This window comes from Sabulibacter ruber, assembly GCF_017355955.1.
GTDB classification, from domain to species: domain Bacteria; phylum Bacteroidota; class Bacteroidia; order Cytophagales; family Hymenobacteraceae; genus Nibribacter; species Nibribacter ruber_A.
Map to the genome: position 1 here is coordinate 823,520 of NZ_JAFFID010000001.1, position 25,184 is coordinate 848,703.

A 25,184-nucleotide genomic window follows, 5' to 3' on the forward strand; every position below is an offset into this window, starting at 1 on the left:
TAAACACATCTATGGATAGAAATTCCGCAATAGGCATGGGCCTGATTGCCGTAATTATACTGGCTTACAGTATATTCTTTATGGATAAGCCGGAGCAAAAGCCGGTACAGCAACCTAAGAAAGTAACTACTGCCGCTCCGGCGGCCAACACTAATCAGGCCAATGATTCCTTGGCCAATGCACAACGGGTAGCCCAGTTGGGCGAGTTTGGTGCTTTAGCAACTGGTCAAAACCAAACCACCGTTCTGGAGAACCAGGTACTGCGGGTTACATTGGGCAGCAAGGGTGGCAAAGTGGAGCAGGTAGAACTGAAGAACTACAAAACCTGGGACAAAAAGCCGTTGATCCTGTTCGATACCGAGAGTAGCCAGCAGGAGTTCTCCTTCCAGACTAAAAACGGCCGTAATATCCGTTTGTCTGACCTGTTTTTCCAACCTTCTGCGTTGTCTAACCTTACGGTTAACAACAAACCCGCCAAGGCTATCACCTTTACTGCGCAGGTTGCTCCCGGGCAATCCATTGAACAGGTGTACACGCTTCGGGAAGACTCCTATGAGGTAGGTTACCAGTTGAACTTCCGCGGTATGGAAGGCGTGGTGGCGCAGCAGCCTATCCTGCTGACCTGGACCGATGAGTTGAAGCGTCTGGAGAAAGACATCAAGCAGAACCGCACCCACTCTACCGTGAACTACTACACCGCCGAGGGAAGCTTTGACAAGCTGTCTGCCAGCGCCACGGAACCGGAGAGCGAAAAAATTGAAGAGCCGGTACGCTGGGTAGCCAACAAGCAGAATTTCTTCACGGCCGCCATCATTGCGCAGAACAACTTCGCCAACGCCGAGGTAAGCAGCCAATACAATGAGCAGGATACTACCCAGGTGAAGACCTTACAGTCTAAACTGACGATCCCGGTAGCCGATGCTTTAACCGGTAAAGCCAATTTCACTTACTTCTTCGGCCCGAACGACTATGACGTGCTGAAGAATGTAACCGAGGACTTTGACCGCAACCTGGAGCTCGGCTGGGGTATTTTCGCCTACGTGAACAAACTGCTCATCATCCCGGCGTTTGACTTCCTGGAAGACTTCATTCCTTCTTACGGTATCATCATCATTCTGTTGGTGCTTTACATCAAGTTGATCCTAAGTCCGCTTACCTACAAGTCGTACATCTCCATGGCGAAGATGAAGGTGCTGAAGCCGGAGATTGACGCCATCAAGGAGAAGAACGAAGGCGACATGCAGAAGACCCAGGCCGAGACCATGGCCCTGTACTCTAAAATGGGCGTGAACCCCATGAGTGGCTGTATTCCTATGCTGCTGCAGATTCCTATCCTGTTTGCCATGTTCAACTTCTTCCCTAACTCCATTGAGTTACGGCAGGAGCCGTTCCTGTGGGCGCACGATTTGAGCACCTATGACGTGTTTGCCATGCTGCCGTTCACCATCCCGTTCTATGGCAATCACGTGAGTATGTTCACGCTGTTGATGACCGCCTCTACCATTCTGTACACGTGGTCTAACAACCAGGTGAGCACCGTGCAGGGCCCTATGAAGTTTTACTCTTACCTCATGCCGGTGATCTTCATGTTCGTGCTGAACAGCTTCCCGGCTGGTCTGAGCTTCTATTACTTCGTGTCTAACATCGTGACCTTCGGGCAGCAAGCGCTCATCAGACGCTTCGTAGACGATGCCAAGATCCGGAAGAACCTGGAAGAGTATCAGGAGAAAAACAAAGGCAAAGAGCCAAAAGGCGGCTTCCAGAAAAGACTGCAGGAGGCAATGAAAGCCGCTGCTGAACAGGAAGCAAGACGCAAGAAAGGCACTAAATAAAGCTTACCTTTAGCCATAAAAAAGCCCGGTTTTCACCGGGCTTTTTTTATGGCCACCATTCCGATTACCCGTATTTAACCCGCTTATTTATAATTAGTTAAAAACAAAGATGTAAACTAAAGGATAAACCAGTTCATTACCCAAATAGGGAGAAAACATTCTACCTTGTACATAACCTACTAACCCGGTTAGTAGCAAGGTTCTGCGTTTTCTGTTCCGTTTCAGAAAACCGGCCTAAAAACAGGTTTTCAGTTTAAGGAGCCTCAAGCGAAGAGGTTTCTTAAAAGGCAATTTCAGCCCTGGTTTGCCAAGATTACTGGCAAACTCCGCTTCTGCTATCCCCGTCTGCCAGTAGTGCTCCAGATTGGAGTATCTGAAAGAAAGAATTCCTTTAAATGGCTACCTAATCCTATCAAGATCAAGCAAATACCACTTCACGCTTCAACCAGACAACAAACCCGGATATTGATAAAATTGGGGATAAATAACTACAAAGTGTTAATAAGTCTTGGTTAAAAGTATGTCCATTTTACCTTATCTTTGTAAAAGCGTATGCTAAAACTCGTAGTTAAACGTCTACATCGGCAAAGAAGATGAAAATCACTTATTACGGACAATCTTGCTTTCTCTTTGACATGGGTGGTACCAAGGTACTTTTTGACCCTTTCATCACGCCAAACCCTTTGGCTAAAGAGATTGACATTGATTCCATAGAATGCGATTACATCCTGCTCTCTCACGGGCACACAGACCACGTGGCAGATGCTGAGTACCTGCTTAAGAAAACCGGTGCCACATTAGTAGCCACGTTTGAAATTGTGAGCTGGTATCAGAATAAAGGGATTGCCAACGTTCATCCTATGAACACCGGCGGGAAAGTGCATCTGCCTTTCGGGACGGTGAAAATGGTGAACGCAATCCATTCCAGCTCCTTGCCAGACGGATCATACGCAGGCTCTGCGGCCGGCTTTGTGGTAGAAAGCGCTGAGAAAACCTTCTACTACGCCGGTGACACGGCCCTTCACATGGACATGAAACTGATTGGCGAGCGCTATCATCTGGATTTCGCGCTGCTTCCAATTGGCGACAACTTCACCATGGATGTGGAAGACGCGCTGATAGCCTCTAACTACGTAAACACGAAAAGAATAATCGGGATGCACTATGACACCTTCCCGTACATTGAGATTGATCATGTGGAGGCCCTGGAACTTGCCCGGCGCCAGCAGAAGGAGTTGATATTGATGGAGATTGGTCAAACATTAGAACTGTAACCTGTAGAATGGGAAAGATAATTGCCGTTGCTAACCAAAAAGGTGGAGTGGGAAAAACCACTTCAGCCATTAACCTGGCAGCCAGCTTAGCCGCTTTGGAATACAAAACCCTGCTGGTAGATGCTGATCCGCAGGCAAACGCCACCTCGGGCATTGGGTTTGACCCGAAAGACATAGAAAACAGCATCTATGAGTGCATGGTGGACAGCGTTAAAACCGAGGACATCATCATGGCCTCCTCCATTGATTACCTTGACCTGATCCCGTCGCATATTGACCTGGTGGGGGCTGAGGTGGAGATGATCAACCTGCCTAACCGCGAGGAGAAAATGAAGCAGGTGCTGGTGCCTTTGAAGGAGAAATATGATTTCATCATCATTGACTGCTCCCCTTCCCTTGGTCTGATCACCGTGAATTCCCTCACTGCGGCTGACTCTGTGATCATTCCGGTACAGTGCGAGTACTTTGCCTTGGAAGGATTGGGCAAACTCCTGAACACCATCAAAATCATTCAGTCTCGCCTGAACCCAGACCTGGAGATTGAAGGCTTGTTGCTGACCATGTATGACGTGCGTCTGCGCTTGTCTAACCAGGTGGTAGAGGAAGTGAAAATGCACTTCCAGCAGATGGTGTTTGATACCATTATCCCAAGAAATGTGAAGTTGAGCGAGTCGCCAAGTTTTGGAGTACCGGCCATCCTGCATGATGCGGAGAGCAAGGGAGCAATCAGTTACCTGAACCTTGCCCGCGAGATTGTAGAGAAGAACGGAGTGGCGGTTGCCCAGTAGTATCTTTAGAATAAATTACCTACATGTCTGATAATTCAGCAAAGAAGAGAACCGGAGGCCTCGGAAGGGGCCTCAACGCCCTTATTGCGGGCAGTTATGATCGTAAAACCCCAACAAACTCCTCAGAGGAAGCATCATCCACCCTTAGTGCTGTCAATACTATCGCAGATATTAAATTAACCCAGATTGAGACCAACCCTTTCCAGCCACGTACCCACTTTGATCAAGTGGCGCTGGAAGAATTGGCTGAGTCTATCAGAGTACAGGGCATTATCCAGCCTATCACCGTTCGTCAGTTAAGTGCCGAGGCGTACCAGCTTATCTCTGGTGAGCGCCGTTTCCAGGCAGCAAAACTAGCGGGCCTTGAATCTATTCCTGCGTATATCCGCAAAGCAGATGACCAGCAAATGCTGGAGATGGCTTTGATTGAGAACATTCAGCGGGAAAACCTCAACGCCATTGAGATTGCCTTAAGCTACCAGCGACTGCTTTCTGAGTGTAACCTGAAACAGGAAGAACTGGGTGAGCGCGTGGGTAAAAAGCGTACTACTGTTACCAACTACCTGCGTCTTCTCAAATTACCGCCAGATATCCAGATCGGGATCAGAGACAACCTGATTTCCATGGGACACGCCCGGGCCATCATCAACATTGATGATGTAGAGAAGCAGCTGGAAGTGTACCGTAAGATTGTGAATGAGGAGCTGTCTGTACGCAAAGTGGAGGAACTGGTGCGTAACATCAATCTCGCAAACAAAAAGCCAGACCCACAGACCAAATTAGATCTTCATCCGTTTGAGAATGAAGTGAAACGGGTAGAATCAAGGCTTTCTTCTTATTTCGGTACCCGGATTCACGTAAAAGCTTCACCAGAGGGCAAAGGCGAAATCAAAATCCCGTTTGTTTCTGTGGATGAGCTGAACCGAATTCTGGAAATCTTAAACTATGCCTAACATGCGGCAGGTAGCGGCTCTGGCCCTCTTTCTTATTGTTTTCCTTGGAATAAACATCAACAGTCAGGCTCAGGTAGTTTCTACCGGGCCTGATTCTGTTCAGGTGGCTACCACTCCAACCAGCACCCAGGCAGCTGACACCACTAAGAAAAAAGGATTCAAGAACTGGAGCCGTCCCGCCAAAGCTGCTTTTTACTCAGCGGTATTACCAGGATTGGGCCAAGCGTACAACAAAAGTTACTGGAAAATTCCGCTGGTGTACGCTACCGGAGCTGTCATTGGTTTCTTCATCTATGACAACAACCGCAAGTACCAAGGCTTTGTAGAAGCCCTTAATATCCGATTAGACGGAGACTCTACCACCATTGATAAATACGCCGATAATTATGTTTATGGGGTGGGGAGAGCCAATGACCAAGGCACTACCAACCTGCGCCGGTCCAGGGACTTTCACCGTAAATACCGCGATCTTGACATTATTCTGGGGGTACTGGCCTGGGGTCTGAACATCATGGAGGCCCACGTAGATGCCCACCTGAAAGCCTTTGACGTGAGTGAAGACTTATCTCTTCAATTCAAACCCAGTTTGCAGACCATTCCGGGTTCCCGATCTTACTCCACGGGCTTATCCCTCCAACTCACTTTGAAATAAAACTATGCGCATATTACTGATTGGCTACGGCAAAATGGGTCAGACCATTGAACGTCTGGCAATTGCCAAGGGCCATGAAATTGTAGGAAAACTCACAGTACACGAAGCAGACCAACTTTCTTCCTTCACCTCAGACCAGGTAGACGTAGCCATTGAATTCACCAGCCCAGATGCGGCGGTTGGCAATATTCTCACCTGTTTTGAGAAGAAGATACCAATAGTGGTAGGCACAACCGGCTGGTTACAGCACCTGAATACGGTGAAAGAGAAGTGCCAGGAACTGCAAGGTACCCTCTTTTATGCCTCTAACTTTAGCGTGGGCGTAAACCTTTTCTTCCACTTCAATGAGTACGTGGCCAAGAAAATGCAGCAGTATTCAGAGTACAGTGTGCAGGTGAAGGAAATTCACCACGTGCACAAACTGGACAAACCCAGCGGCACGGCTCTTTCTATTGCCGACGGTATTTTGAAGCATTATCCGCAGAAACAGGGCTGGATCAACGATGAAACCCAGGAGCCTGAGCTTCTTGGTGTAGTTTCTGAAAGAGAAGGTGAAGTTGTTGGTACCCACATTGTGCAATACACCTCAGAAAACGATACCTTTGAGCTTCACCACATTGCCCATAGCAGAGAGGGTTTTGCCTCCGGCGCAATATTAGCAGCCGAATGGCTACCCGGTCGCCAAGGGATCTTTGGCATGACAGATCTGCTACAACTCTAACTCAGATTGCATGAGCATCCGTTTTTGGACCAAAAAAGAAACAAAGCCTAAACAGAAAAAAGGCTTTTTCAGAGAATGGGGAGACGCCATTCTCTTTGCCGTTGTAGCGGCTACCTTGATCAGATGGGCCACCTTTGAGGCGTACACCATTCCTACGCCGTCCATGGAGAAGTCTCTGTTGGTGGGCGACTACTTGTTTGTAAGCAAGCTGCATTACGGCCCCCGTACGCCAATCACTCCTTTGCAGGTACCCTTAACGCACCAAACCATCTGGGGAACCAACATTCCCTCCTACTCAGACGCCATCCAACTGAAATCATACCGCTTGCCGGGTTTCTCCACCGTGAAGAACAATGACGTGGTGGTGTTCAACTGGCCAGCCGATGTAGCGCACCCCACTGACCTCCGGATGAATTACATCAAACGTTGTATTGGTATTGCGGGCGATAAGATCCAGATGAAGGACATGCAGGTGTACATCAATGACAAATTGGTGCCAGAACCTGAGCGCGTGCAGTATGCCTATGGCCTCCTGACTACCACGCCCATTAACAGCAAGTTTTTCAAGGACAATGACATCACTGATATTCAGGAGGCTTTTGGCGGAATAGGTTACGTGATCAACACCACCCCGGCCACCGCTGAGAAACTGAAAGGCTATGATTTCATTAAGGAGGTAGTCTTGTACAAAGACAGCATTGGTTCGGTAAGGGCAGATGTGTTCCCGTTCAAGCCGTCTATGTATCCTTACAACAAAGACAACTTCGGACCTTTCATCATCCCTAAAGAAGGAATGACGGTAGACATCAACCCGCAGACAATTCCTTTGTACGAGATGGCCATCAGAAAATACGAAGGGTATGACAAAGACGCCGTGGTGGTTTCTGACGATAAAATCCTGATCAATGGACAGGAAATCAAGCAATACACCTTCAAGCAGAACTACTACTGGATGATGGGCGACAACCGCCACAATTCAGAGGACTCACGCTACTGGGGATTTGTGCCTGAGGATCACATCGTGGGCAAGGCTGTTCTCATCTGGATGTCTGCAGACCCAAGCGAGAGCCTGTTCAACAAAATCCGGTGGAGCCGCATCTTCAAAGGCATTGAATAAACAGATACGTTTTAGGGCTGATTTCCTGAAAAAAGACGTAAAACAACCTACAGAACGCCGGCTAGAACAGCCGGCGTTTTTTGTTTCAGCTTTCGGCATTGCGGCAGAACTTCTATCTTGTTCCGTCTAATCCCCAATGCCATGCGTGTATCCCTCCTACTAGTTTGTTCTCTTTTTTGCCTTTTTACCCTTAAAACAGAAGCCCAAACCAACAGTTCCCCTTCGTCCTGGATCAGGGTAAATCAACTGGGCTACCTTCCTCATTCCACCAAAGCAGCTGTTTTTGGTTCTAAGAATGAGCAGCAGATCGCTTCTTTCAGCCTTCATGATGCCAACACCCACAAGCAGGTCCTGAAAAGCAAAAAAGTTAAAAGCTACGGGGCCTACACTGCCTTCACGGCAACCTACCGGCTGGACTTCTCTGACTTCAACCAATCGGGCACCTATTACCTCAAAGCCAATGGCGCTACCTCCCCCAAGTTTACCATCGGGACCCAAGTGTATGACCACACGGCTGATTTTATCCTGCGCTACATGCGTCAGCAACGTTGCGGGTTCAACCCTTTCCTAAAAGATTCCTGCCACACCAGAGACGGCTTTATGGTGTTTCATCCTGACCCAAAACTGGACTCCACGTTTATTGACGCCACCGGCGGCTGGCACGATGCCTCCGATTACCTGCAATATGTGACCACCTCGGCCAATGCCACGTTCCAATTGCTCTTTGCTTACCAGCAGAACCCAACCGCCTTCAAAGATGAGTACCTGGCCAATGGCCTGAAAGGTAAAAACGGCGTGCCCGACATCCTGGATGAAGCCAAATGGGGCCTGGACTGGCTTTTGAAAATGTACCCGCAAGCCGATCTCATGTTCAACCAGATTGCCGATGACCGCGACCACGCCGGGTACCGCCTGCCTAATAAAGACGTAGTAGATTACGGCAAAGGTCCGGGCAAAGGCAGACCGGTTTACGTGGTGAGTGACAAACCGCAGGGTTCGTTTAAATACAAGAACCGCTCAACCGGAGTGGCTTCTACTGCGGGTAAGTTTGCCTCAGCCTTTGGGTTGGGTGCGCAGGTATTAGCCCAACACTTTCCTGATTATGCCCGGCTTTTGCAGACTAAAGCGCAGCAGGCATACGCTTTTGGGTTAGCTCGGCCAGGAGTAAGCCAGACCGCCCCGGGAAGAGCTCCGTACTTCTACGAAGAAGACAGTTGGGTGGATGACATGGAGTTGGCAGCAGTGCAACTGCATAACGTAACAGGTAACCCTGAACTTCTGCTCAAAGCCGCTGAGTTCGGTCGTAGAGAGGCCATCACGCCCTGGATGGGCAAAGACACCGCCCGCCATTACCAATGGTACCCCTTCATCAACGTGGGCCACTTCTACCTGGGAGCATCCAACAACCCAGCCATTAAGCAGGAGTTCATCCAGCACCTGCGCCGGGGCCTGGAAGCGGTGCAGGCGCGAGGCAAAGACAATGCTTTTCAAATGGGGGTACCTTTTATCTGGTGCTCCAACAACCTGGTAGCAGGTTTAGCTACCCAAGCCATGCTCTACCGCCAGCTTACCGGCGATGCCAGGTTTGCTCAGATGGAAGCATCTCTGCGGGATTGGTTATTCGGTACAAACCCTTGGGGTACCAGCATGGTCATCGGGTTACCAGAGAACGGGGTGTACCCAAAAGAGCCCCACTCCTCCCTTACCGTTCTCCATAAATACAAACTGGACGGTGGTTTGGTAGACGGCCCGGTGTATGGCAGCATCTTCCGCAACCTGAAGGGCATCCAACTGGTGAACCAAGATGAATTCGCGGCCTTGCAGTCTGACCTGGTAGTCTACCATGATGATTACGGAGATTATTCTACCAACGAACCCACCATGGATGGTACCGCCAGCCTAAGCTACCTCCTTTCGGCCCTGCAGATGGAAGGGCAGAACAATACTAAGCAAACAAGGAAAAGTAAACGGAAAGAAAGGAAAGAACCACTCCAATAAAGAGTTTGGAACCAAGATTTTGGTCTTGTTTTCTAGAAAAAAAGTTAAAAACAGCCTTACGCTTTTTGGTTATGCCAGCAAATGGTACCTTGAAACCGCACTTCCTTTACTCTCACGCTTTATAAACCAAAAATGCCATGAGTACTGCCTACCAACAGAAATCAACCGTTAAAGAAATTGAGGAACGTTTCAACCAGGATGTAGAGCGTTTTTCTAACCTAGAAACCGGTCAACTGTCTACCATTGATGCGCCGCTTTGCTTAGAGTTGATGACCGAGGCCGCTAAATCAGCTTCTCCCCAAGCCGAACGCTTACTGGATGTAGGTTGTGGCGCAGGAAATTTTGCGCTAAAGATGCTGTCCAAAGTACCTGGTTTGGATTGCACGCTGGTGGATCTCAGCAATCCCATGCTTAGGAGAGCGCAGGAAAGAGTAAGCGGGGCAACAACCGGGCAGGTAGAAACCTTGCAGGGCGATATCCGGGAAGTTGAGCTGCCAGAAAACCATTATGATATTATCCTGGCCGGGGCCGTTCTGCACCATTTGCGGGAGGAGGCAGAATGGGAATTCGTGTTCCGGAAGCTTTTCAAGGCCCTCAGAGCCGGTGGTTCACTGTGGATCTCAGATCTGGTGGTACATGACAATCCGGGAATCAACCAGCTCTTCTGGAACCGGTATGCCGATTACCTGACAAGTGTAGGTGGTGAAGAGTACAAAAATCATGTACTGGCCTATATTGATAAGGAAGACTCGCCCAGATCAGTCACTTTCCAGTTAGATCTATTACGGAAAGTTGGTTTCAAACAAACCGAGATCCTCCACAAGAACGCCTGCTTTGCCGCTTTTGGGGCCATTAAATAGGTTGTTTTTAGCCTATTTCAAGAAAGTAAGCCCAAAACTCAATCAGTTCATACGAAAGCAGAACCCGTTTCTGGCCTGATTTCATAAGTTCAGGCCAGAAACGGGTACTTGTTACCAGTCTACTTCCGGTAAGCCGTGTTCCCGCAGGTAAGCATTTGTTTTACTGAAATGCCGGGTCCCGAAGAAGCCTTTGTCTGCCGCAAAGGGCGATGGATGGGCCGCTTTCAAAACCAGGTGCTTCTTCTCGTCAATAATCATCCCTTTTTTCTGGGCATAGGCACCCCACAACAGAAACACCACGTTCTCTTTCAGGTCAGACACTTTCTTGATGACGGCATCGGTGAACTCTTCCCATCCTTTTTTCTGGTGCGACCCGGCCTGGTGCGCCCGTACGGTAAGAGTGGCGTTGAGCAGCAATACTCCTTGTTCGGCCCAGCGCTCCAGGTTGCCGGACCTCGGGATGGGCTTTCCTAAATCGGCCTCAATTTCTTTGAAGATGTTCAGCAAAGACGGAGGCGTTCTGATGCCTTCGCTCACCGAGAACGCCAAACCGTTGGCCTGGCCTTTGCCATGATACGGGTCCTGGCCCAGAATCACCACCCGCACCTTATCAAAAGGACATTCATCAAAGGCGTGGAAAATCTGTTTGCCCGGCGGATAAACCTCCGTGGAGGCATATTCTGTCTTCACAAACTGGATTAATTCCTGGAAATAAGGCTTTTCAAACTCATCCTGGAGTACATGTTGCCAACTCGGCTCAATTTTTACCTGCATAGAGGAGGTATTTATTAAAGGTTTTTACCGTATTTTTACTTTAGAATCCGGCTGGCAAAACTAAAATGCCAGAAAGCCTGTTCCAAGTATACCAAAATAAGGCACGCATGGATACGAAAACAACACAAGGAGTCACTGTCAACGTTACGACAAATTACCTCCCTGACTATTCCAGTCCGGCACAGCAACACTTTGTCTTCGCTTACAAGATTACCATTCAGAATAACAGCGAATTTACGGTAAAGTTATTACGCCGGCACTGGCACATATACGATTCCAACAACGAAGTAAGAGAAGTAGAGGGCGAAGGGGTAGTAGGGCAGCAACCCGTTCTGGAGCCCGGCGAAAGCCATCAATATGTATCTGGCTGTAACCTGAAGACCAGCATTGGCAAGATGTCTGGTACTTACCTGATGGAACGCCTGGTAGACGGCCGCCAATTTCATGTGACCATTCCTGAGTTCACGCTCATTATTCCTTACAAACTCAATTAACCTCGCTTCTGGCTTTGCAGCACGCCGCCATGATCTACCGGTACGCCTCCTTTTGGTGGCGTTCAGGGAATGCCCACGGTTTACATTCCCCTTTTGTTTTTAACCTTTATTGCTTTATCATCCACCATGAAGGGCATTTTGCGGCATATGACGCCGTGGAAAACCTTAGGGAGGAGTTGCTGCAGGACCACCGCGTCTTGGAAGTCACTGATTTTGGGGCGGGTTCCCGCTCAGGTGCTACCAGGAAAAGAAAGATTTCAGACATTGCCCGTACCGCCGCCAAACCCGCGCGCTTAGGGCAACTACTGTTCAGGCTTGCTAATCACTTCAAACCCGCCACTGTTCTGGAACTGGGCACGTCACTAGGCCTCACCACCAGTTACCTGGCCCTGGCCCGGAAGACGGCTGCGCTGTATACTTTTGAAGGTTGCCCCGCCATTGCGGCCCAAGCCAGAAAGAACTTCCGGAAACTGGGCCTGGAGAATGTAACGCTGGTAGAAGGAAACTTAGACCAGACCCTCTCCCACACGTTGGCCTCCCTTGACAAGGTAGACTTTGTCTTTTTTGACGGTAACCACCGCTTGGAGCCCACCATGCGGTACTTTGAGCAATGCCTGACCAAGGCGCACGAAAACTCGGTGTTTATCTTCGATGATATTTACTGGTCTTCAGAAATGGCACAGGCCTGGAAAAAAATAAAGGAGCACCCCAGGGTACTCCTTACCGTTGATCTGTTCTACATAGGGCTGGTTTTCTTCCGTACCAACCAACCCAAACAAAATTTCACCCTTCGGTTTTAAGCGCACAGGCGAGATATAAAAAGCGAATCGGGGCTGTTTTACAGAAAACAGCCCCGATTCGCTTTTTAACCATTTAGATATTGATGGCCTCTCTGATTCTGATCAGTCTTCTCATGAGGCTCTCCAGTTGGCCCAGCGGCAACATGTTAGCTCCGTCTGAACGGGCGCTGGATGGCTCTGGGTGCGTTTCAATAAAGAGTCCGTCTGCCCCTACGGCAATGGCTGCTTTGGCAATGGTCTCAATCAAAGCCGGGCGGCCGCCAGTTACCCCAGAAGATTGGTTTGGCTGCTGCAGCGAGTGCGTCACATCCATTACCACCGGCACCTGGTTTTCGCGCATGATGGTTATGTTGCGGAAATCTACCACCAGATCTGAGTACCCGAAGGAGTTACCACGGTCGGTCAGGATCACGTTCTCGTTGCCGGATTCTTTGATTTTCTCCACCGCAAACTTCATGGACTCCCCAGACAGGAACTGACCTTTCTTGATGTTCACCACCTTGCCGGTTTGGGCCGCAGCTACTAGAAGATCGGTCTGGCGGCACAAAAAAGCCGGGATCTGTAAAACATCCACATACTCTGCTGCCATGGCCGCTTCGTGCGTCTCGTGGATATCGGTCACCGTCGGGATGTCAAAGGTCTCGCTCACCTTGGCCAAGATCTTCAGGGCTTTTTCATCGCCTATGCCGGTAAAGGAATCCTTGCGCGAGCGGTTGGCTTTGCGGTAAGAACCTTTGAAGATCAAAGGAATCTGCAGCTTATCAGAGATCTTAACCAGTTCTTCGGCAATGCCCATGGCCATTTCTTCTCCTTCAATGGCACAAGGTCCCGCCATCAGGAAGAAGTTGCCAGAGGCAGTATGGTGTAATTTAGGAATGCTAATCATCATAATTGAAAACTGTTTAGGTCTGCCGGAGGTCTGTATCAGCAGACAGAATTAAACTCTACATTGGGTTTCTCAGATGCCACCACCTGCTTGTTTCAGGCCTGTTTCCCTAAAAGTAACCAGAAAACAGCTACCCGCCACCAAGACTGGGGATGCTTCTGCTATTGCCTTAGCTGCTCAAAAGTACAGAATTCTACGCGATAAACTGCGGCCTTTCGCGCCGTTCCAGTACCATGAACAACTCCCTCCCCTGCCGCGGCTTTATAGAGTTGTAGCACGGGGCAAAATGCCTGAACTGGAAATAAGGCTCAAAATAGCTTTGGTACTCCCAGGCATTGCCTCCAAACGGTGGCCCGGGTGTTTGAAACTCCTCAGAGAACAGTACCCCAACCAGTTTGCCGCCCAGCCTGAGCAGGTCAAATACTTGGCGGGCGTATTGCGGGCGCAGGTTCCTGGGCAAGGCGCAAAAGAACGTCTGCTCCAATACCAGATCATACTGCCCGGGCGTTAAAGAAAAGAAATCCTGGTGCAGCAAGTGACCATCTGGGAAAGTAGGCACCCGCTTTTTGAAGTTTTCCAAAGGTGCCCAGGCAAAGTCTAACAGGTACACCTGAGAAAACCCGTTCTGGTGCAGGTATTCGGCCTCGTGGCCGTTTCCGCCGCCCGGTATCAGAATCTTGCTAGATTTATCTTCTAACTGATCAACGTAGGCTTTCAGGGGCGGGGTTATTTCTCCCACATCCCACTGGGTCTGCTCACTGTGGTATCTTTGCTCCCAATACTTCTGGTCAAGGTTGGTGTCATCGGTCATAGGTTTGAAGTAACTATTTTGCCCTGTTATTTGCAAAGGATAGAGAGAAGCGTATTTTTGTAAGGATAGGTATTGTCCAAAAAACCATTATAAGACTTTAAATCCGCTATGGCGAACGAAACTCCAGAAAAGGATAGCAACCGAAAATTGCTAGTAGTAGGACTTATCATTGTGCTGCTCAGCATTAACGGTATCCTTATTTACATGCAGCAACAGAAAACCCAGGAGACCGAGGAACAGAAGGAAATCATCAAGGTGAAGAACACTGAGCTGGAAAACCAGATCAAGGTGTACGAAACCCTGAAAGCTGATTACGAACGCCAGAGTGCCGAACTGAGATCCATGGGTCTCACCAATGACTCCCTGGAGTCTAGAATTGCCGCCATCAATGCCGATCTAGCGCAGTTACGTTCTTTCAGAAACAGCTCCTTCACCGTAGCCGACCAGAAACGCTTTCAGCAAAGAGCCCAGAATCTGGAGAGAGCCCTTCAGCAAAAAGACCAGGAAATGGCCAAGCTGAAAGACGACAATGAAGAATTGTTTACCGAGGTAACCGGCCTTAAAACTACCCAGAACAAATTAACGGATTCCATCACCACCCTTGCCACTGACAAGAAAGAACTGGAAGAGAAGGTGAACCTTGCTTCTAAACTGGAGGCCCAGAACATATCCGTTTCCATTATCAATGCCAAAGGCAAAGAGAAAGCAGACGCAGAAGAAGAATACAAAGCCAAACAAGTAGACAAAATCAAGCTGTCTTTCAAGCTGGGCAAAAACGAAGTAGCGCCCAAAGAGAACAAAGAAATTCTGATGCGCCTGATTGAGCCAGATGGGTCTGCCCTGTACAACCTGGCCACTGGTTCTGGTACGTTTGAGTTTGAAGGCAAAGAGCAGTTCTACACCGTCAAACGCGACATTGTCTTTGACAACACGCAACAGCAGGTCACCTTCATCTACTCCAAAGGAGCCCCCTTCAAAACCGGCAAACACACCGTTGAAATCTACGCCGGAGGCTTCCTGATTGGCACCACCTCTTTCAACCTGAAATAACCTTTTCAGACTTACTTCACAAAAAAGAGCCCTGAAACGTACCTGCGTTTCGGGGCTCTTTTTTGTGAAGAATGAGTGATTGAATGAATGAGAGAATGAGAGAATGAGAGAATGAGTGAATGAGTGAATGGATAAAATTTTTGCTTATTCATTTTGGCTTTTTTGGTGAAACCATCAGAAAAACATACTTAAGAGAAAAATCAATCCTACTCCCCTTTTATCTCATTCATTCACTCAATCAATCATTCATTCTCTCAATCTCTCAATCTCTCATTCAATCACTCAATCACTCATTGCCTCAGTCAACCATTACCCTGCGGTCCTGGATTACCTTGAAGCTTTCAATCATTTTGATGGCTTCTGAGGTATCTTCTGAGAAGATGGTGATAAAGGAGTTCCGTTCTGCATGCTCCAGGGCATAGGCAATGGCTACCATCTCCTGCGGAATTATCTTGTAGTCTTTGTTAGGATCTACCTGATGAATTCCCTGAATAACATAGTGGTTGATCTCGTCTGGGGTACGGCCCCGTGGATCTTTATCGGTACGGATGATGATTTCATCAAACATCTCGGCAGCCAGACTACCCAGGGCCACAATGTCTTCGTCTCTCCTGTCTCCCACTCCGGCAATGATTCCTACCCGCTTACGGGCATCCACGTTCTTCAGGAAATCGGCTACCCCCTTCATCCCCGCAGGATTATGGGCATAGTCTACCAGCACCTCAAAGGTTGGGAACTTGAACAGGTTCATTCTTCCCGGAGTTTTGTTTGCCGATGGCACAAAGGTGCGCAGGGCTGATTTAATCTCTGAGATGTCGAACCGGGAGATATAACCAGCTAACGTAGCCGCCAACACGTTTTCTATATTGAATTTGGCTCTACCCCCAAATGTCAACGGAATGTCAGCCACGCGGTCTACGCGTATTTTGTAGGTATTCTTGAAGATAGAGATGAATCCGTTCTCAAACACAGCCGCCAAGCCACCTTGGGCCACGTGTTTCAGGATTCTGGGGTTGTTCTCATCCATGCTGAAGAACGCGACCTTGCACTCCAATTCCTTTGCCATGTTATAGACGTAGTCGTTATCGGCGTTCAGGATGGCATACCCGGTTTTGCTCACACTCTTGGGAACTACTGCCTTCACGCGGGCCATGTCTTCCAAGGTGTTGATATCGCTCAGGCCCATGTGGTCCTCGGCTACGTTGGTCACAATCCCGATGTCGCACTGCTGAAAGCCTAAACCAGAGCGTAACATACCGCCCCGGGCACATTCCAGAACGGCAAAGTTCACGGTGGGGTCGCGGAGTACAAACTCAGCACTCCAGGAGCCGGTGGTATCCCCTTTTTCCAGAAGCGTATCCTGAATATAAATACCGTCGGTAGTGGTAAAACCTACCTGGTAGCCATTTGACTTCACCATGTGCGCGATAAGCCGCGTGGTTGTGGTTTTACCGTTAGTACCCGTAATGGCGATGATTGGAATGCGCGATGGGCAATTATCCGGGAACAGCATTTCAATGACCGGATCTGCCACGTTACGGGGTAACCCTTCAGTGGGTGAAACGTGCATCCTGAAACCTGGGGCTGCATTCACCTCTATGACTGCTCCCCGGGCTTCGGGCAAAGGAATGGCGATGTCTGAGGTAACTACGTCAATACCGCAGATGTCAAGCCCAATGATGCCGGCAATCCGTTCTGCCATCAAGACGTTGTAGGGGTCAATCAAATCGGTTACGTCAGTAGCGGTACCCCCGGTAGAAAGGTTGGCGGTGCTCTTCAAGAACAATTCCTCGCCTTCGCCAATGACCGTGCTTAGGGTGTAGCCTTTCTTTTCCAGGATGCCGTAGGTGTCTTTGTCAATGGTGATTCTGGTAAGCACCTTTTCGTGCCCTACCCCGCGCCTTGGATCACTGTTCACTTTGTCTATCAGCTGCTGCACCGTAGAAACGCCATCTCCAATGACCATGGCCGGGGTGCGCTTTGCGGCCGCTACAAACTTCTTGTTTACTACCAATAAGCGGAAGTCATACCCTTCAATGAATTGCTCTACAATGACGGCCTTCTCTGCCTTGCAGTACTTGAGGGCAACCTCAAACCCGGCTAGGGCGTCATCCCAGTTCCTGATATTGATACCAGCTCCTTTGCCGTGGTTACCATCCAGTGGCTTGGTTACAATGGGGTACCCCAGGTAGTCAACGGCCTCTCTGAGTTCCTCAACGGTGTACACAATTTCACCCCTCGGGACTGGTACGCCTGCCTCATGGAGCATGTCTTTGGTGGCGCTTTTATCGCCGGCTATTTCAACCGCAAAGGCCGCAGTGCGGCAAGTCATGGTGGCTTGAATACGCTTCTGATGCACCCCATACCCTAGCTGAATGAGCGAGCTCTTGTTCAGACGGATGTAAGGGATCCCGCGGGCCACCGCTTCTGAAACGATAGAATAGGTACTAGGCCCAATATGTTCGTCTTCCCTTATTTCGTGCAATTCGTCTACGTCTGGACCGATATCATAGGGTTGGTTGTTTGCCAATGCGGTGGTCACTTTGATAGCGGCATGCGCGGCATATTTGCCCGCTTTCTCCTCCTGGTAAGAAAAGACCACATACTCAAAGCCGGGTTGCGGGGCCGGATAGGTGCGCCCGAAACCGCAGTTCATTCCACCCAATGTCTGTAATTCAAGTGCCACGTGCTCTACTACATTACTCAGCGGAACACCCTCTTCCCGAACTCTTTTCAGGTAGCCACCTTCCTGCCCTTCGGTGCTTCGGTGCTCTACCATGCCGGGAAACATTTCTTCCAATCGTTGTGCAAATCCAGGAATCTGAGTGGTAAGCACACCATCAAATTCCTCCATTTCCAACTTCAGCACTACAATTTTGGGGTGTTTCACAGACCAATAATTTGGTCCACGCATAATGCGTATCTCTGCGATTTTCATAAGTCTTGTTATCCTGTTCGGATATGGGTATGAAGGTTTAAAAGATTTCTAAGGTGTATGTATCTCCTTTGCCCAATAGATGGACCTTGAGGTCTCTGATGGAGATAGGAACTCCTTCCTCCACGCGGTATATATTAGAATGTGTACTGCCCCGGCCATCTACAAAAATGACCAGGCCGCTTCCTATTACTTCAATGTCTTTTCCGTTTTTCACCACTATGCCGGTGTCTTCTTCCAGCCCAATTCCAATAAAGGAAGGGTTAGTGGCAATCATCTGCACCATTCTTACAATACGGCCCCGTGTTATAAAATGGGTGTCAATAGCAGCATCATTCAACAGTTCCAGCCCGGCGGTGATACTCACAGATCCTTTAATGAATTCTCCGCCGGAGTTCCCCTGGTAGATCATCTGGGTAGACATGGCTGCGGCGCCTGCGCTGGTACCGGCAATCACAAGGGAGTCTGCATAGTAGCGTTCTTTTAGAAGCCGCATAAACTCGGTTCCACCAAGGATGGCGGTGAGCTTAAGCTGGTCTCCCCCGGTGAACATAATCCCGGCTGCTTTTTTAAGCAGCTCCAGGTACTCCTCTTTGCAGGTGTCTTCCCGGTTACGGATATCTATTACCTCAATATTTTTGACCTTGAGCTTTTTGAATACCTCAATGTAATCCTTGCTTACCTCCTCGGGTATAGAAGAGGCGGTAGGTATCACCAGCACCAAAGGGTTTGCTCCTTTCAGTTCTGAAACAAACCGCTCCAGAATCTCATTTTTCACGAAGTTCAGGTTATCAGCATTGGATGAGCCTTCCTCCGGCTCATCGCCTTTGTTCTCGTGTCCGCCAATGGCAATCAAAGTGCCTTTAGGAACCTTATAGGCTAATGTTTCTTTTTGCTTTTCTTCAGCTTTCCTGGGCTTTTTCTCAGCGGTTTTGGTTTTGGTCATATATCTACGATTGCTGGGGTTCAGACACTTGATTGAATGCTCTTGAAGGAAGTATGTATATAGGATCAGATATGGGTATAATCGCCTTCAAGGCCACTTTCAGATGTCTCGCAATACGCAATAACAGGTTAAAAGATTGCCTATCTAAAATTTACAGCATTAACCGTACAGCAGGTGCGCAAACTACTGAGGAGCCACCTGCCACAAGTGGTAACAATATGCTATTTTTTCAAAAATGGAGGTAATAATTATGATATACTAAATATATATACGTATACTGATTTTCTTATTGATAAGTTTTCAATTTACAACTGGTTAAAAATCAATCTGTTTTGCTATCCTCCTGATTTTGGCACCCTTCAGAAGGGCAAATTAATGCACATGAAATCTGGTATTAGATGCGGCAACCAGCCCCGGAATATCCTGCTGTAATGGTCTTTGCTGAATAAGAATATTTGAAGCGAGGCATTGCACAGCAGAAAAGAGGCTTGATGATAGGGTATCAGCCCTGATGCTATGGAGGAAGGATATAGAAAGGAAAAAGAAGATAGAATCAGACAGCTACAGGTTCACGAAGGGCACCTCCAATTCTAAACCGATGGGAAACAAAAAAGCCTGCTTAGAATTAAGCAGGCTTTTCAAGGAGAGGTAACGAGCGGATTCGAACCGCTGTACGAGCTTTTGCAGAGCTCTGCCTAGCCACTCGGCCACGTTACCGTGATTGGGAGTGCAAATATAGCCAGGATCTATTACTATCCCAATTCTGAAGCAAAAATTTCAGTCTTTTTCTGCACTTTTTACTTAATCAATCAGCAAAACTCCTGCAATTACCTCATTTATAATTACTTCTAATTTGAGCTCAGAATGAATATTTTTCGGCTAAAACAGGTCAAAAACAGAAAACAGCCTGTGGCTACTCTACTGTTATTCTTCTGGAATGGAAGTAAACCGCACTTTCCTCATTATGATCCTTACCCAGTACCTGCCAAACTACTAAAATGAGATGCAGACTCCTATACTTCATAGGCATGGCTTCTCTCCCACTTTTGCCTGAGCAGTCTTAAAGCAGGCATAAAAAAAGAGCCCCAGGTTTTGGGGCTCTTTTCTGGAAATCAGGTCTAAAACCCGATTGAATTATTCAGCAGACTCAGCGTTGTCAGAAGCGTCAGCGTTTCTTTCAGCACGGGCTTTGGCAGCCGCAGCTAATTTTCTCTCACCGGCTTCTTTCTCGCTTTCCATCATTTGGTCTTTCAGGGCAGAAAGGGCATCAAGGTCACCTAAGGTAGAACGTACTTCTTCTTTCTTAGGAGCAGCTGGGGCGGCAGCTTTAGGAGCACCTGCAGCAGGAGCATCTTTCTTCACGAATTTCGCTCTCTTGTTGTCCTCAGCGGTTGGGGCAGAGTATACCGCAGCGTGAGACAAGATGATCTTACGATCGTCTTTAGAGAACTCAGTCACTTTGAAGTCAAGTTGCTCACCAGCCTCAACAGTAGTACCGTCTTCTTTCGCTAAGCCTTTAGGGAACGCGAAACCTTCAATACCGTAAGGCAGCTCCAGGGTAGCACCACGGTCAGATTTCTCCAACACAGTTGCTTTGTGCACTGAACCTACAGTGAATACGGTAGCGAACGTATCCCATGGGTTCTCTTCCAGTTGTTTGTGACCCAGGGCCAGACGACGGGCAGCAGCATCAAGCTCCAGAACCACTACGTCTAATCTGTCACCAACTTTCACGAACTCAGATGGGTGTTTGATTTTCTTAGTCCAAGACAGGTCAGACACGTGAACCAGACCGTCTACACCTTCTTCCAGCTCAATGAACAGACCAAAGTTTGTCAGGTTTCTAACCACACCAGTGTGGGTAGTTCCAACGGCATATTTGGTCAATACATCTTCCTTGGTCCAAGGATCTTCGGTCAGCTGCTTAATGCCCAGAGACATTTTGCGCTCGTTACGGTCCATAGTCAACACAACGGCCTCAATCTCGTCACCTTGTTTGATGAAGTCTTGTGGGTTGCGCAGGTGCTGAGACCATGACATTTCTGACACGTGGATCAGGCCTTCTACGCCTGGCATCAGTTCTAAGAACGCACCGTAATCTGCTACGTTCACGATCTTGCCACGTACGCGAGAACCAACTTCTACTTCGGCAGGAAGTGCATCCCATGGGTGAGCAGTCAATTGCTTCATGCCCAAAGAAATACGTTTCTTGTCGTCGTCGAAGTCCAGAACCACCACGTTTACTTTCTGGTCCAGCTCCAACACCTCTTGTGGGTGGTTGATGCGGCCCCATGAAATATCGGTGATGTGCAACAGACCGTCTACGCCACCTAGGTCGATGAACACCCCGAAGTTGGTCATGTTCTTGATCACACCTTCCAACACCTGACCTTTTTCCAGGTTGTTGAGGATAGCGGCACGCTGCTGCTCCAGATCTTTCTCGATCAGGACTTTGTGCGATACTACTACGTTGTCGAAAGCGGCGTTGATTTTCACAACTTTCACTTCCATTTTCTTACCCACGTAGATATCGAAGTCGCGGATAGGTTTCACATCGATCTGTGAACCTGGTAAGAACGCCTCTACGCCGTACAGGTCTACAATCAGACCACCTTTGGTTCTGCGTTTCACGATGCCTTCCAGCACTGTGTCGTTCTCCAAAGCACCGTAGATAAGCTCCCATGCTTTTACGATTTTGGCTTTCTTGCGGGACAGGATCAATTGGCCGTTAGGGTCTTCCTGGTCCTCAATGAATACCTCCACCTCGTCACCGATTTTCAGCTCCGGCATATCGCGGAATTCTGAAATCGGAACCAGACCATCAGATTTGAATCCGATGTTCAGGATCACATCGCGATCAGTGATACCAACAACGGTACCTTTGATCACTTCCTCTTCCTGAACGGTGTTCAGGGTGTTGGCATACATTTGTTCCATTTCGGCACGCTCAGCAGCTGAGTAGCCTCCACCGAAACCCTGAGACTCAAATTTGTCCCAGTCAAAATCTTGTACATTTGCCATATTGCTATGCTGGTTCACAAAATATAACGCCCAACCACAGAACCACTTAGCTGCGCGTAGCTAATACTACATACCCTGTGCTCCACCCGGAACCAGGGGCATTCACCTTGAATGCGGCGCGAAGGTACGAATAATTTCCTTTGGAAACCAGGTTTTGTTCTTGCCACTGATTAAAGCACCCTCAGAATCAATCATTTCGTGGTTCACCTGACAAGACAGCTGTTTATGGCCTTATTTCTAAAAAGTAAGCCTAAATAGATAGTAAAACTTACCCATTGAAATCAGGCAAGCTTTTTTGCCTGGCTCCTGTACCTCATCACAAAGTCTATTGCCTCTTCCATTGACTCCGGGTATTCAGCATAATTACTGCTACTATACATTACTCTGAAATGGGCATTCAAATCTTTGTACACATGCTGAAAGTTGAAGCCATGTTCAAATAAGAAGCGCACCACCTGCCAGGCTTTTATATCTGCTCTCTTGGGCGGTCGGAATTTATGGTTAAAGAAAACGAATGGCTGTCCGCACTCAGAGCATACCTGTTCCTTGAAATCTTGGGTGCCTGTACTAAAAGCCTTTCTGCACGTGAAGCAGACTGATTTATCCCCCATAGGAACCTGTATTATGAACCAGTTTACAATACAAACTTAGATGGAGACACTCCTTTAACTTTCTTGAACGCCTTGCTGAACGCCGCCCCATCGGTGAAGTTGAGCTGGAAGGCAATCTCCGTCCACTCCAGGCCCTGCTGCCTCAGTTGCAGGCTTTTCTCAATTCTGAGGGCGTGCAGGTACTGGTACGGGCTCACCCCGAAACACTGCTTGAACAACCGGTAAAACCGGAACTCAGACAGGCAGCACTCCTCCGCCACCTGCTGCACGGAGACTTCCCGGAAGAGGCTGTCTTCCAGCAGTTCTCTGCCTTGCAGCAACCTTCGGTAAAGCTCTTTTCTGGTAGAGGACTTGGCCGTTTGCAGTTTATAATAAGGAGAAGCCACAGACAGTTGCTCCTGCAAAAGAAGCGCCGTTAGATCATACAGCAACTCCACGGCCGGAATCTCCTGGGAAGGCTGCATAGCCAGCGGAATATAACTATTCAGCAGTTGCTGGAGTTTTTTTCCGGCCGCTGCCTCCCGGATGAACAACTCCGGCGTGAGCAGAAAGGTGCTCAGGGAACGGTAGGCATCCAGGTCATTGGGGTTCACTGTTTGCTGTAAGACCTCATTCACCAACGCCACATCAATGTCTACGCAAACGCTCCAGGTGTTTGCGTCTTTGATCACCGTGTCTACCGAAGGAATGGTTTCGTTCACCAGCAAATAAGCTCCCCCGGTAATCTGATGGCGCTTGCCCTGCACCCAATAGGTCTCCTGCCCCTGCGCCACATACTTCAAGGCCAATCCGCGCGGGCGGAGGGTCGCGTCAAGCGAATGGAAGCACGAGCTCATGATCCGGTTCTGGGTACGGGCCTGCTTCAGGGAGGTATAGCTCTGCCCATCTACGTGCAGGATCTCACAACTGCCGCTGTACAGGTTGTTAGGAGTTGAAGGTGAAGCGGAATCTGCCATTGTCTCTCTTCAGGAAATCCGGTGGGGCCGAAAGTGGTTTCATTAGTTGATCTAAAAACCATATCCGTTTTGGGGCTGATTTGGTGAAAACAGGCCATAAGTGAGATGGATACCCGATGCTTTCTGCGCATTGGTAGGCAAAAAGGGCAGGAAATTACAAGTGCCCTCCTAAAAATGCGCTGTTATTTTGAAGGAGACAAATCAAACAGTACACTCAAGGGAAGCAGTTAGGGATGGAAATGGAACCAACCCTCAATCTATTCCAATTCCAACGCATTTTCTGATAAGCCTCAACTCAATTTTACTATGAAACGAAAATTTCTCTCCCTCCTCGCCTTTTTCAGTTTGCTTTTCTACCAAGCCTCAGCGCATCCGAATGCCAGGTCAAACCTTAAGGTGCCCGTGGTGGAACTGAAAGGCAGTACTTACGAACGCGGCCTGCAGCACGGCAGAAAACTCAAACAGCCCATCGCCGAGGTCTACCAAAAATGGAAAGAATCCATGCGTAAGGAAACCAACCGGCACCCAGACTCGGTCATCGCTGATTTTCTGAACACCTCAAATTACAAAGCCGCCATTCAGCAATGGACGCCGGAGTTGTGGCAGGAAGTGGAAGGCATGGCGGCGGGTTCCGGGCAGAAGTTGGAGGATGTCTTCGCCTTTCAGCTGATTGACGAGTACTGGGGCTACCTGGATCGGCTGAAACACAACTCCGTGGACAAAGACCATTGCAGCGCCGTGGGAGTAGCCGCCGCCAACGGACAGCCCACCTACATTGCCCAGAACGTGGACATTGACACCTTCATGCACGGCTACCAGGTGCTGCTGCACATCGCGCAGACGCCCTCTACCCCGGAGCAATATGTTCTGAGTTGCGCGGGCTTCATCGGGTTTGTGGGCATGAACAACCGGGGCGTGGGCGTGGTCATCAACGCGCTTACCGACCTGAACAATAGCGTAAATGGGCTGCCCGTCACCTTCGTCACCCGTGGGTTGCTGAGCAAAAAATCAGGGAAAGAAGCGCTGGAGTTTTTGCAAACCGTGCCTCATGCCACCGGGCAGAACTACATTTTAGGCACAGAGCAGGAGGTATACAACCTGGAGGCTTCGGCGAACCAGGTGGTGCCCTTCTTTCCGGTGGAAGACAGGAGGCTGGTTTACCACACCAACCATTCACTTGTTAATCATGACGTGAAACCCTGGATGCAGCAATACCACCAGCGGGTACTCAGCGGCACCGGCCCCAAAACCAACAGCCAAACGCGGTTTGCGGCCTTGGAACAAAGGCTCAACCCCGCCAACCAGCCGCTCTCCCCTGCCTTGGTCAAAGCCACACTGCGGTCCAAAGACCATGAAAAATTCCCCGTCTGTGTGACCTATAACAAAGACGCCGCAGGATTCACGTTCAGCTCCGTATTGTTCACCTTCGGGAAGAAGCCCTCGGTGCAGGTCACCTACGGCTCACCTGACCAATCTGAGTATCAGGAGCACTATTTTACCGCCAAGAAGTAGGCATGGCAAAACCGGTGAAGTCTTCAACGGTTTTTAGATTGTCACAAGCGGTATTTTCGATAAATAGATTGATGCTCTTCTATTTTGATACTCTTCTCTTTGTCATCTCTTTGTCATCCTGAAAGGATCTTGGTAGCGAACGGCAGTGGCCCCTAAGCAAAGGTTTTCTAGCTCGCCCACAAGATCCTTCCAG

The 25,184-nt window shown here is 48.9% G+C and carries 20 protein-coding genes and 1 tRNA gene; 13 read left to right on the forward strand and 8 right to left on the reverse strand.

All coding sequences use genetic code 11. From position 1 onward, the window contains the following. Positions 1 to 11 precede the first annotated feature (11 nt). The 9 genes from yidC to JT719_RS03530 all read left to right on the forward strand — a co-directional run bounded on the left by yidC (position 12) and on the right by JT719_RS03530 (position 10,195). Positions 12 to 1,832, forward strand: a complete 1,821-nt coding sequence (gene yidC / locus JT719_RS03490; RefSeq protein WP_207431092.1) for a membrane protein insertase YidC — start codon at positions 12 to 14, stop codon at positions 1,830 to 1,832. Between the two features lie 593 nt (positions 1,833 to 2,425). After that, a complete protein-coding gene (locus JT719_RS03495; RefSeq protein ID WP_207431094.1) occupies positions 2,426 to 3,106 on the forward strand; it encodes a metal-dependent hydrolase in 681 nt (226 codons plus the stop codon). Positions 3,107 to 3,114: 8 nt separating this feature from the next. Next, positions 3,115 to 3,894 (forward strand): ParA family protein, encoded by a 780-nt coding sequence (locus JT719_RS03500; RefSeq protein ID WP_207431096.1) that lies wholly within the window; start codon positions 3,115 to 3,117, stop codon positions 3,892 to 3,894. Positions 3,895 to 3,917: 23 nt separating this feature from the next. Beyond that, positions 3,918 to 4,847, forward strand: coding sequence for a ParB/RepB/Spo0J family partition protein (locus tag JT719_RS03505; RefSeq protein WP_207431098.1), 930 nt, complete (start codon positions 3,918 to 3,920; stop codon positions 4,845 to 4,847). Next, entirely contained in the window at positions 4,840 to 5,499 is a 660-nt protein-coding gene (locus JT719_RS03510) for a DUF5683 domain-containing protein (protein ID WP_242693064.1), read from the forward strand. The genes JT719_RS03505 and JT719_RS03510 overlap by 8 nt, the downstream gene beginning before the upstream one ends. Positions 5,500 to 5,503: 4 nt before the next feature. After that, complete coding sequence (dapB, locus tag JT719_RS03515) at positions 5,504 to 6,220, forward strand: 4-hydroxy-tetrahydrodipicolinate reductase (protein ID WP_207431100.1); 717 nt, start codon at positions 5,504 to 5,506, stop codon at positions 6,218 to 6,220. 10 nt (positions 6,221 to 6,230) lie between these two features. After that, entirely contained in the window at positions 6,231 to 7,337 is a 1,107-nt protein-coding gene (gene lepB, locus JT719_RS03520; RefSeq protein ID WP_207431102.1) for a signal peptidase I, read from the forward strand. Positions 7,338 to 7,478: 141 nt separating this feature from the next. Further along, positions 7,479 to 9,335 carry a glycoside hydrolase family 9 protein gene (locus JT719_RS03525; RefSeq protein WP_207431104.1) on the forward strand — a complete coding sequence of 619 codons (1,857 nt, stop codon included), beginning with the start codon at positions 7,479 to 7,481 and terminating at the stop codon, positions 9,333 to 9,335. Between the two features lie 137 nt (positions 9,336 to 9,472). After that, positions 9,473 to 10,195: a class I SAM-dependent methyltransferase gene (locus tag JT719_RS03530; RefSeq protein ID WP_207431106.1), complete on the forward strand. Its 723-nt coding sequence runs from the start codon at positions 9,473 to 9,475 to the stop codon at positions 10,193 to 10,195. Between the two features lie 111 nt (positions 10,196 to 10,306). On the opposite strand, the gene ung is transcribed toward JT719_RS03530, so the two are convergent. Next, a complete protein-coding gene (gene ung / locus JT719_RS03535) occupies positions 10,307 to 10,969 on the reverse strand; it encodes a uracil-DNA glycosylase (protein WP_207431107.1) in 663 nt (220 codons plus the stop codon). Positions 10,970 to 11,076: 107 nt separating this feature from the next. Between ung and apaG the strand changes: the two genes are divergently transcribed. Further along, complete coding sequence (gene apaG, locus JT719_RS03540; protein ID WP_207431113.1) at positions 11,077 to 11,463, forward strand: Co2+/Mg2+ efflux protein ApaG; 387 nt, start codon at positions 11,077 to 11,079, stop codon at positions 11,461 to 11,463. 155 nt (positions 11,464 to 11,618) lie between these two features. Next, entirely contained in the window at positions 11,619 to 12,263 is a 645-nt protein-coding gene (locus JT719_RS03545) for an O-methyltransferase (protein ID WP_341350737.1), read from the forward strand. A 73-nt stretch (positions 12,264 to 12,336) separates the two neighbouring features. On the opposite strand, the gene kdsA is transcribed toward JT719_RS03545, so the two are convergent. Together kdsA and JT719_RS03555 are read right to left on the reverse strand one after the other, a co-directional pair. After that, the gene (kdsA, locus tag JT719_RS03550) at positions 12,337 to 13,149 is read right to left on the reverse strand and encodes a 3-deoxy-8-phosphooctulonate synthase (RefSeq protein ID WP_207433245.1); all 813 of its coding nucleotides are present in this window, start codon (positions 13,147 to 13,149) and stop codon (positions 12,337 to 12,339) included. Positions 13,150 to 13,342: 193 nt separating this feature from the next. Beyond that, positions 13,343 to 13,960, reverse strand: coding sequence for a methyltransferase domain-containing protein (locus JT719_RS03555; protein ID WP_207431115.1), 618 nt, complete (start codon positions 13,958 to 13,960; stop codon positions 13,343 to 13,345). A gap of 108 nt (positions 13,961 to 14,068) precedes the next feature. Here JT719_RS03555 and JT719_RS03560 point away from each other — a divergent pair, with 108 nt between their 5' ends. Then, positions 14,069 to 15,010 carry a hypothetical protein gene (locus tag JT719_RS03560; RefSeq protein WP_207431117.1) on the forward strand — a complete coding sequence of 314 codons (942 nt, stop codon included), beginning with the start codon at positions 14,069 to 14,071 and terminating at the stop codon, positions 15,008 to 15,010. Between the two features lie 298 nt (positions 15,011 to 15,308). Here the strand turns inward: JT719_RS03560 and cphA are convergent, their stop codons facing one another. From cphA to JT719_RS03585, 5 genes are all read right to left on the reverse strand, one after another. Beyond that, a complete protein-coding gene (cphA, locus tag JT719_RS03565) occupies positions 15,309 to 17,948 on the reverse strand; it encodes a cyanophycin synthetase (protein WP_207431124.1) in 2,640 nt (879 codons plus the stop codon). Between the two features lie 37 nt (positions 17,949 to 17,985). Continuing rightward, positions 17,986 to 18,891, reverse strand: a complete 906-nt coding sequence (locus JT719_RS03570) for a cyanophycinase (RefSeq protein ID WP_207431126.1) — start codon at positions 18,889 to 18,891, stop codon at positions 17,986 to 17,988. A gap of 646 nt (positions 18,892 to 19,537) precedes the next feature. Beyond that, positions 19,538 to 19,608 (reverse strand) — tRNA-Cys (locus JT719_RS03575). A 417-nt stretch (positions 19,609 to 20,025) separates the two neighbouring features. Beyond that, a complete protein-coding gene (gene rpsA, locus JT719_RS03580; protein WP_207431127.1) occupies positions 20,026 to 21,912 on the reverse strand; it encodes a 30S ribosomal protein S1 in 1,887 nt (628 codons plus the stop codon). A 634-nt stretch (positions 21,913 to 22,546) separates the two neighbouring features. Then, positions 22,547 to 23,479: a helix-turn-helix domain-containing protein gene (locus JT719_RS03585; RefSeq protein ID WP_207431128.1), complete on the reverse strand. Its 933-nt coding sequence runs from the start codon at positions 23,477 to 23,479 to the stop codon at positions 22,547 to 22,549. 306 nt (positions 23,480 to 23,785) lie between these two features. On the opposite strand from JT719_RS03585, the gene JT719_RS03590 reads away from it, so the two are divergent. Next, positions 23,786 to 24,991, forward strand: a complete 1,206-nt coding sequence (locus JT719_RS03590) for a C45 family autoproteolytic acyltransferase/hydrolase (RefSeq protein ID WP_207431129.1) — start codon at positions 23,786 to 23,788, stop codon at positions 24,989 to 24,991. The last annotated feature ends 193 nt before the right edge of the window (positions 24,992 to 25,184 follow it).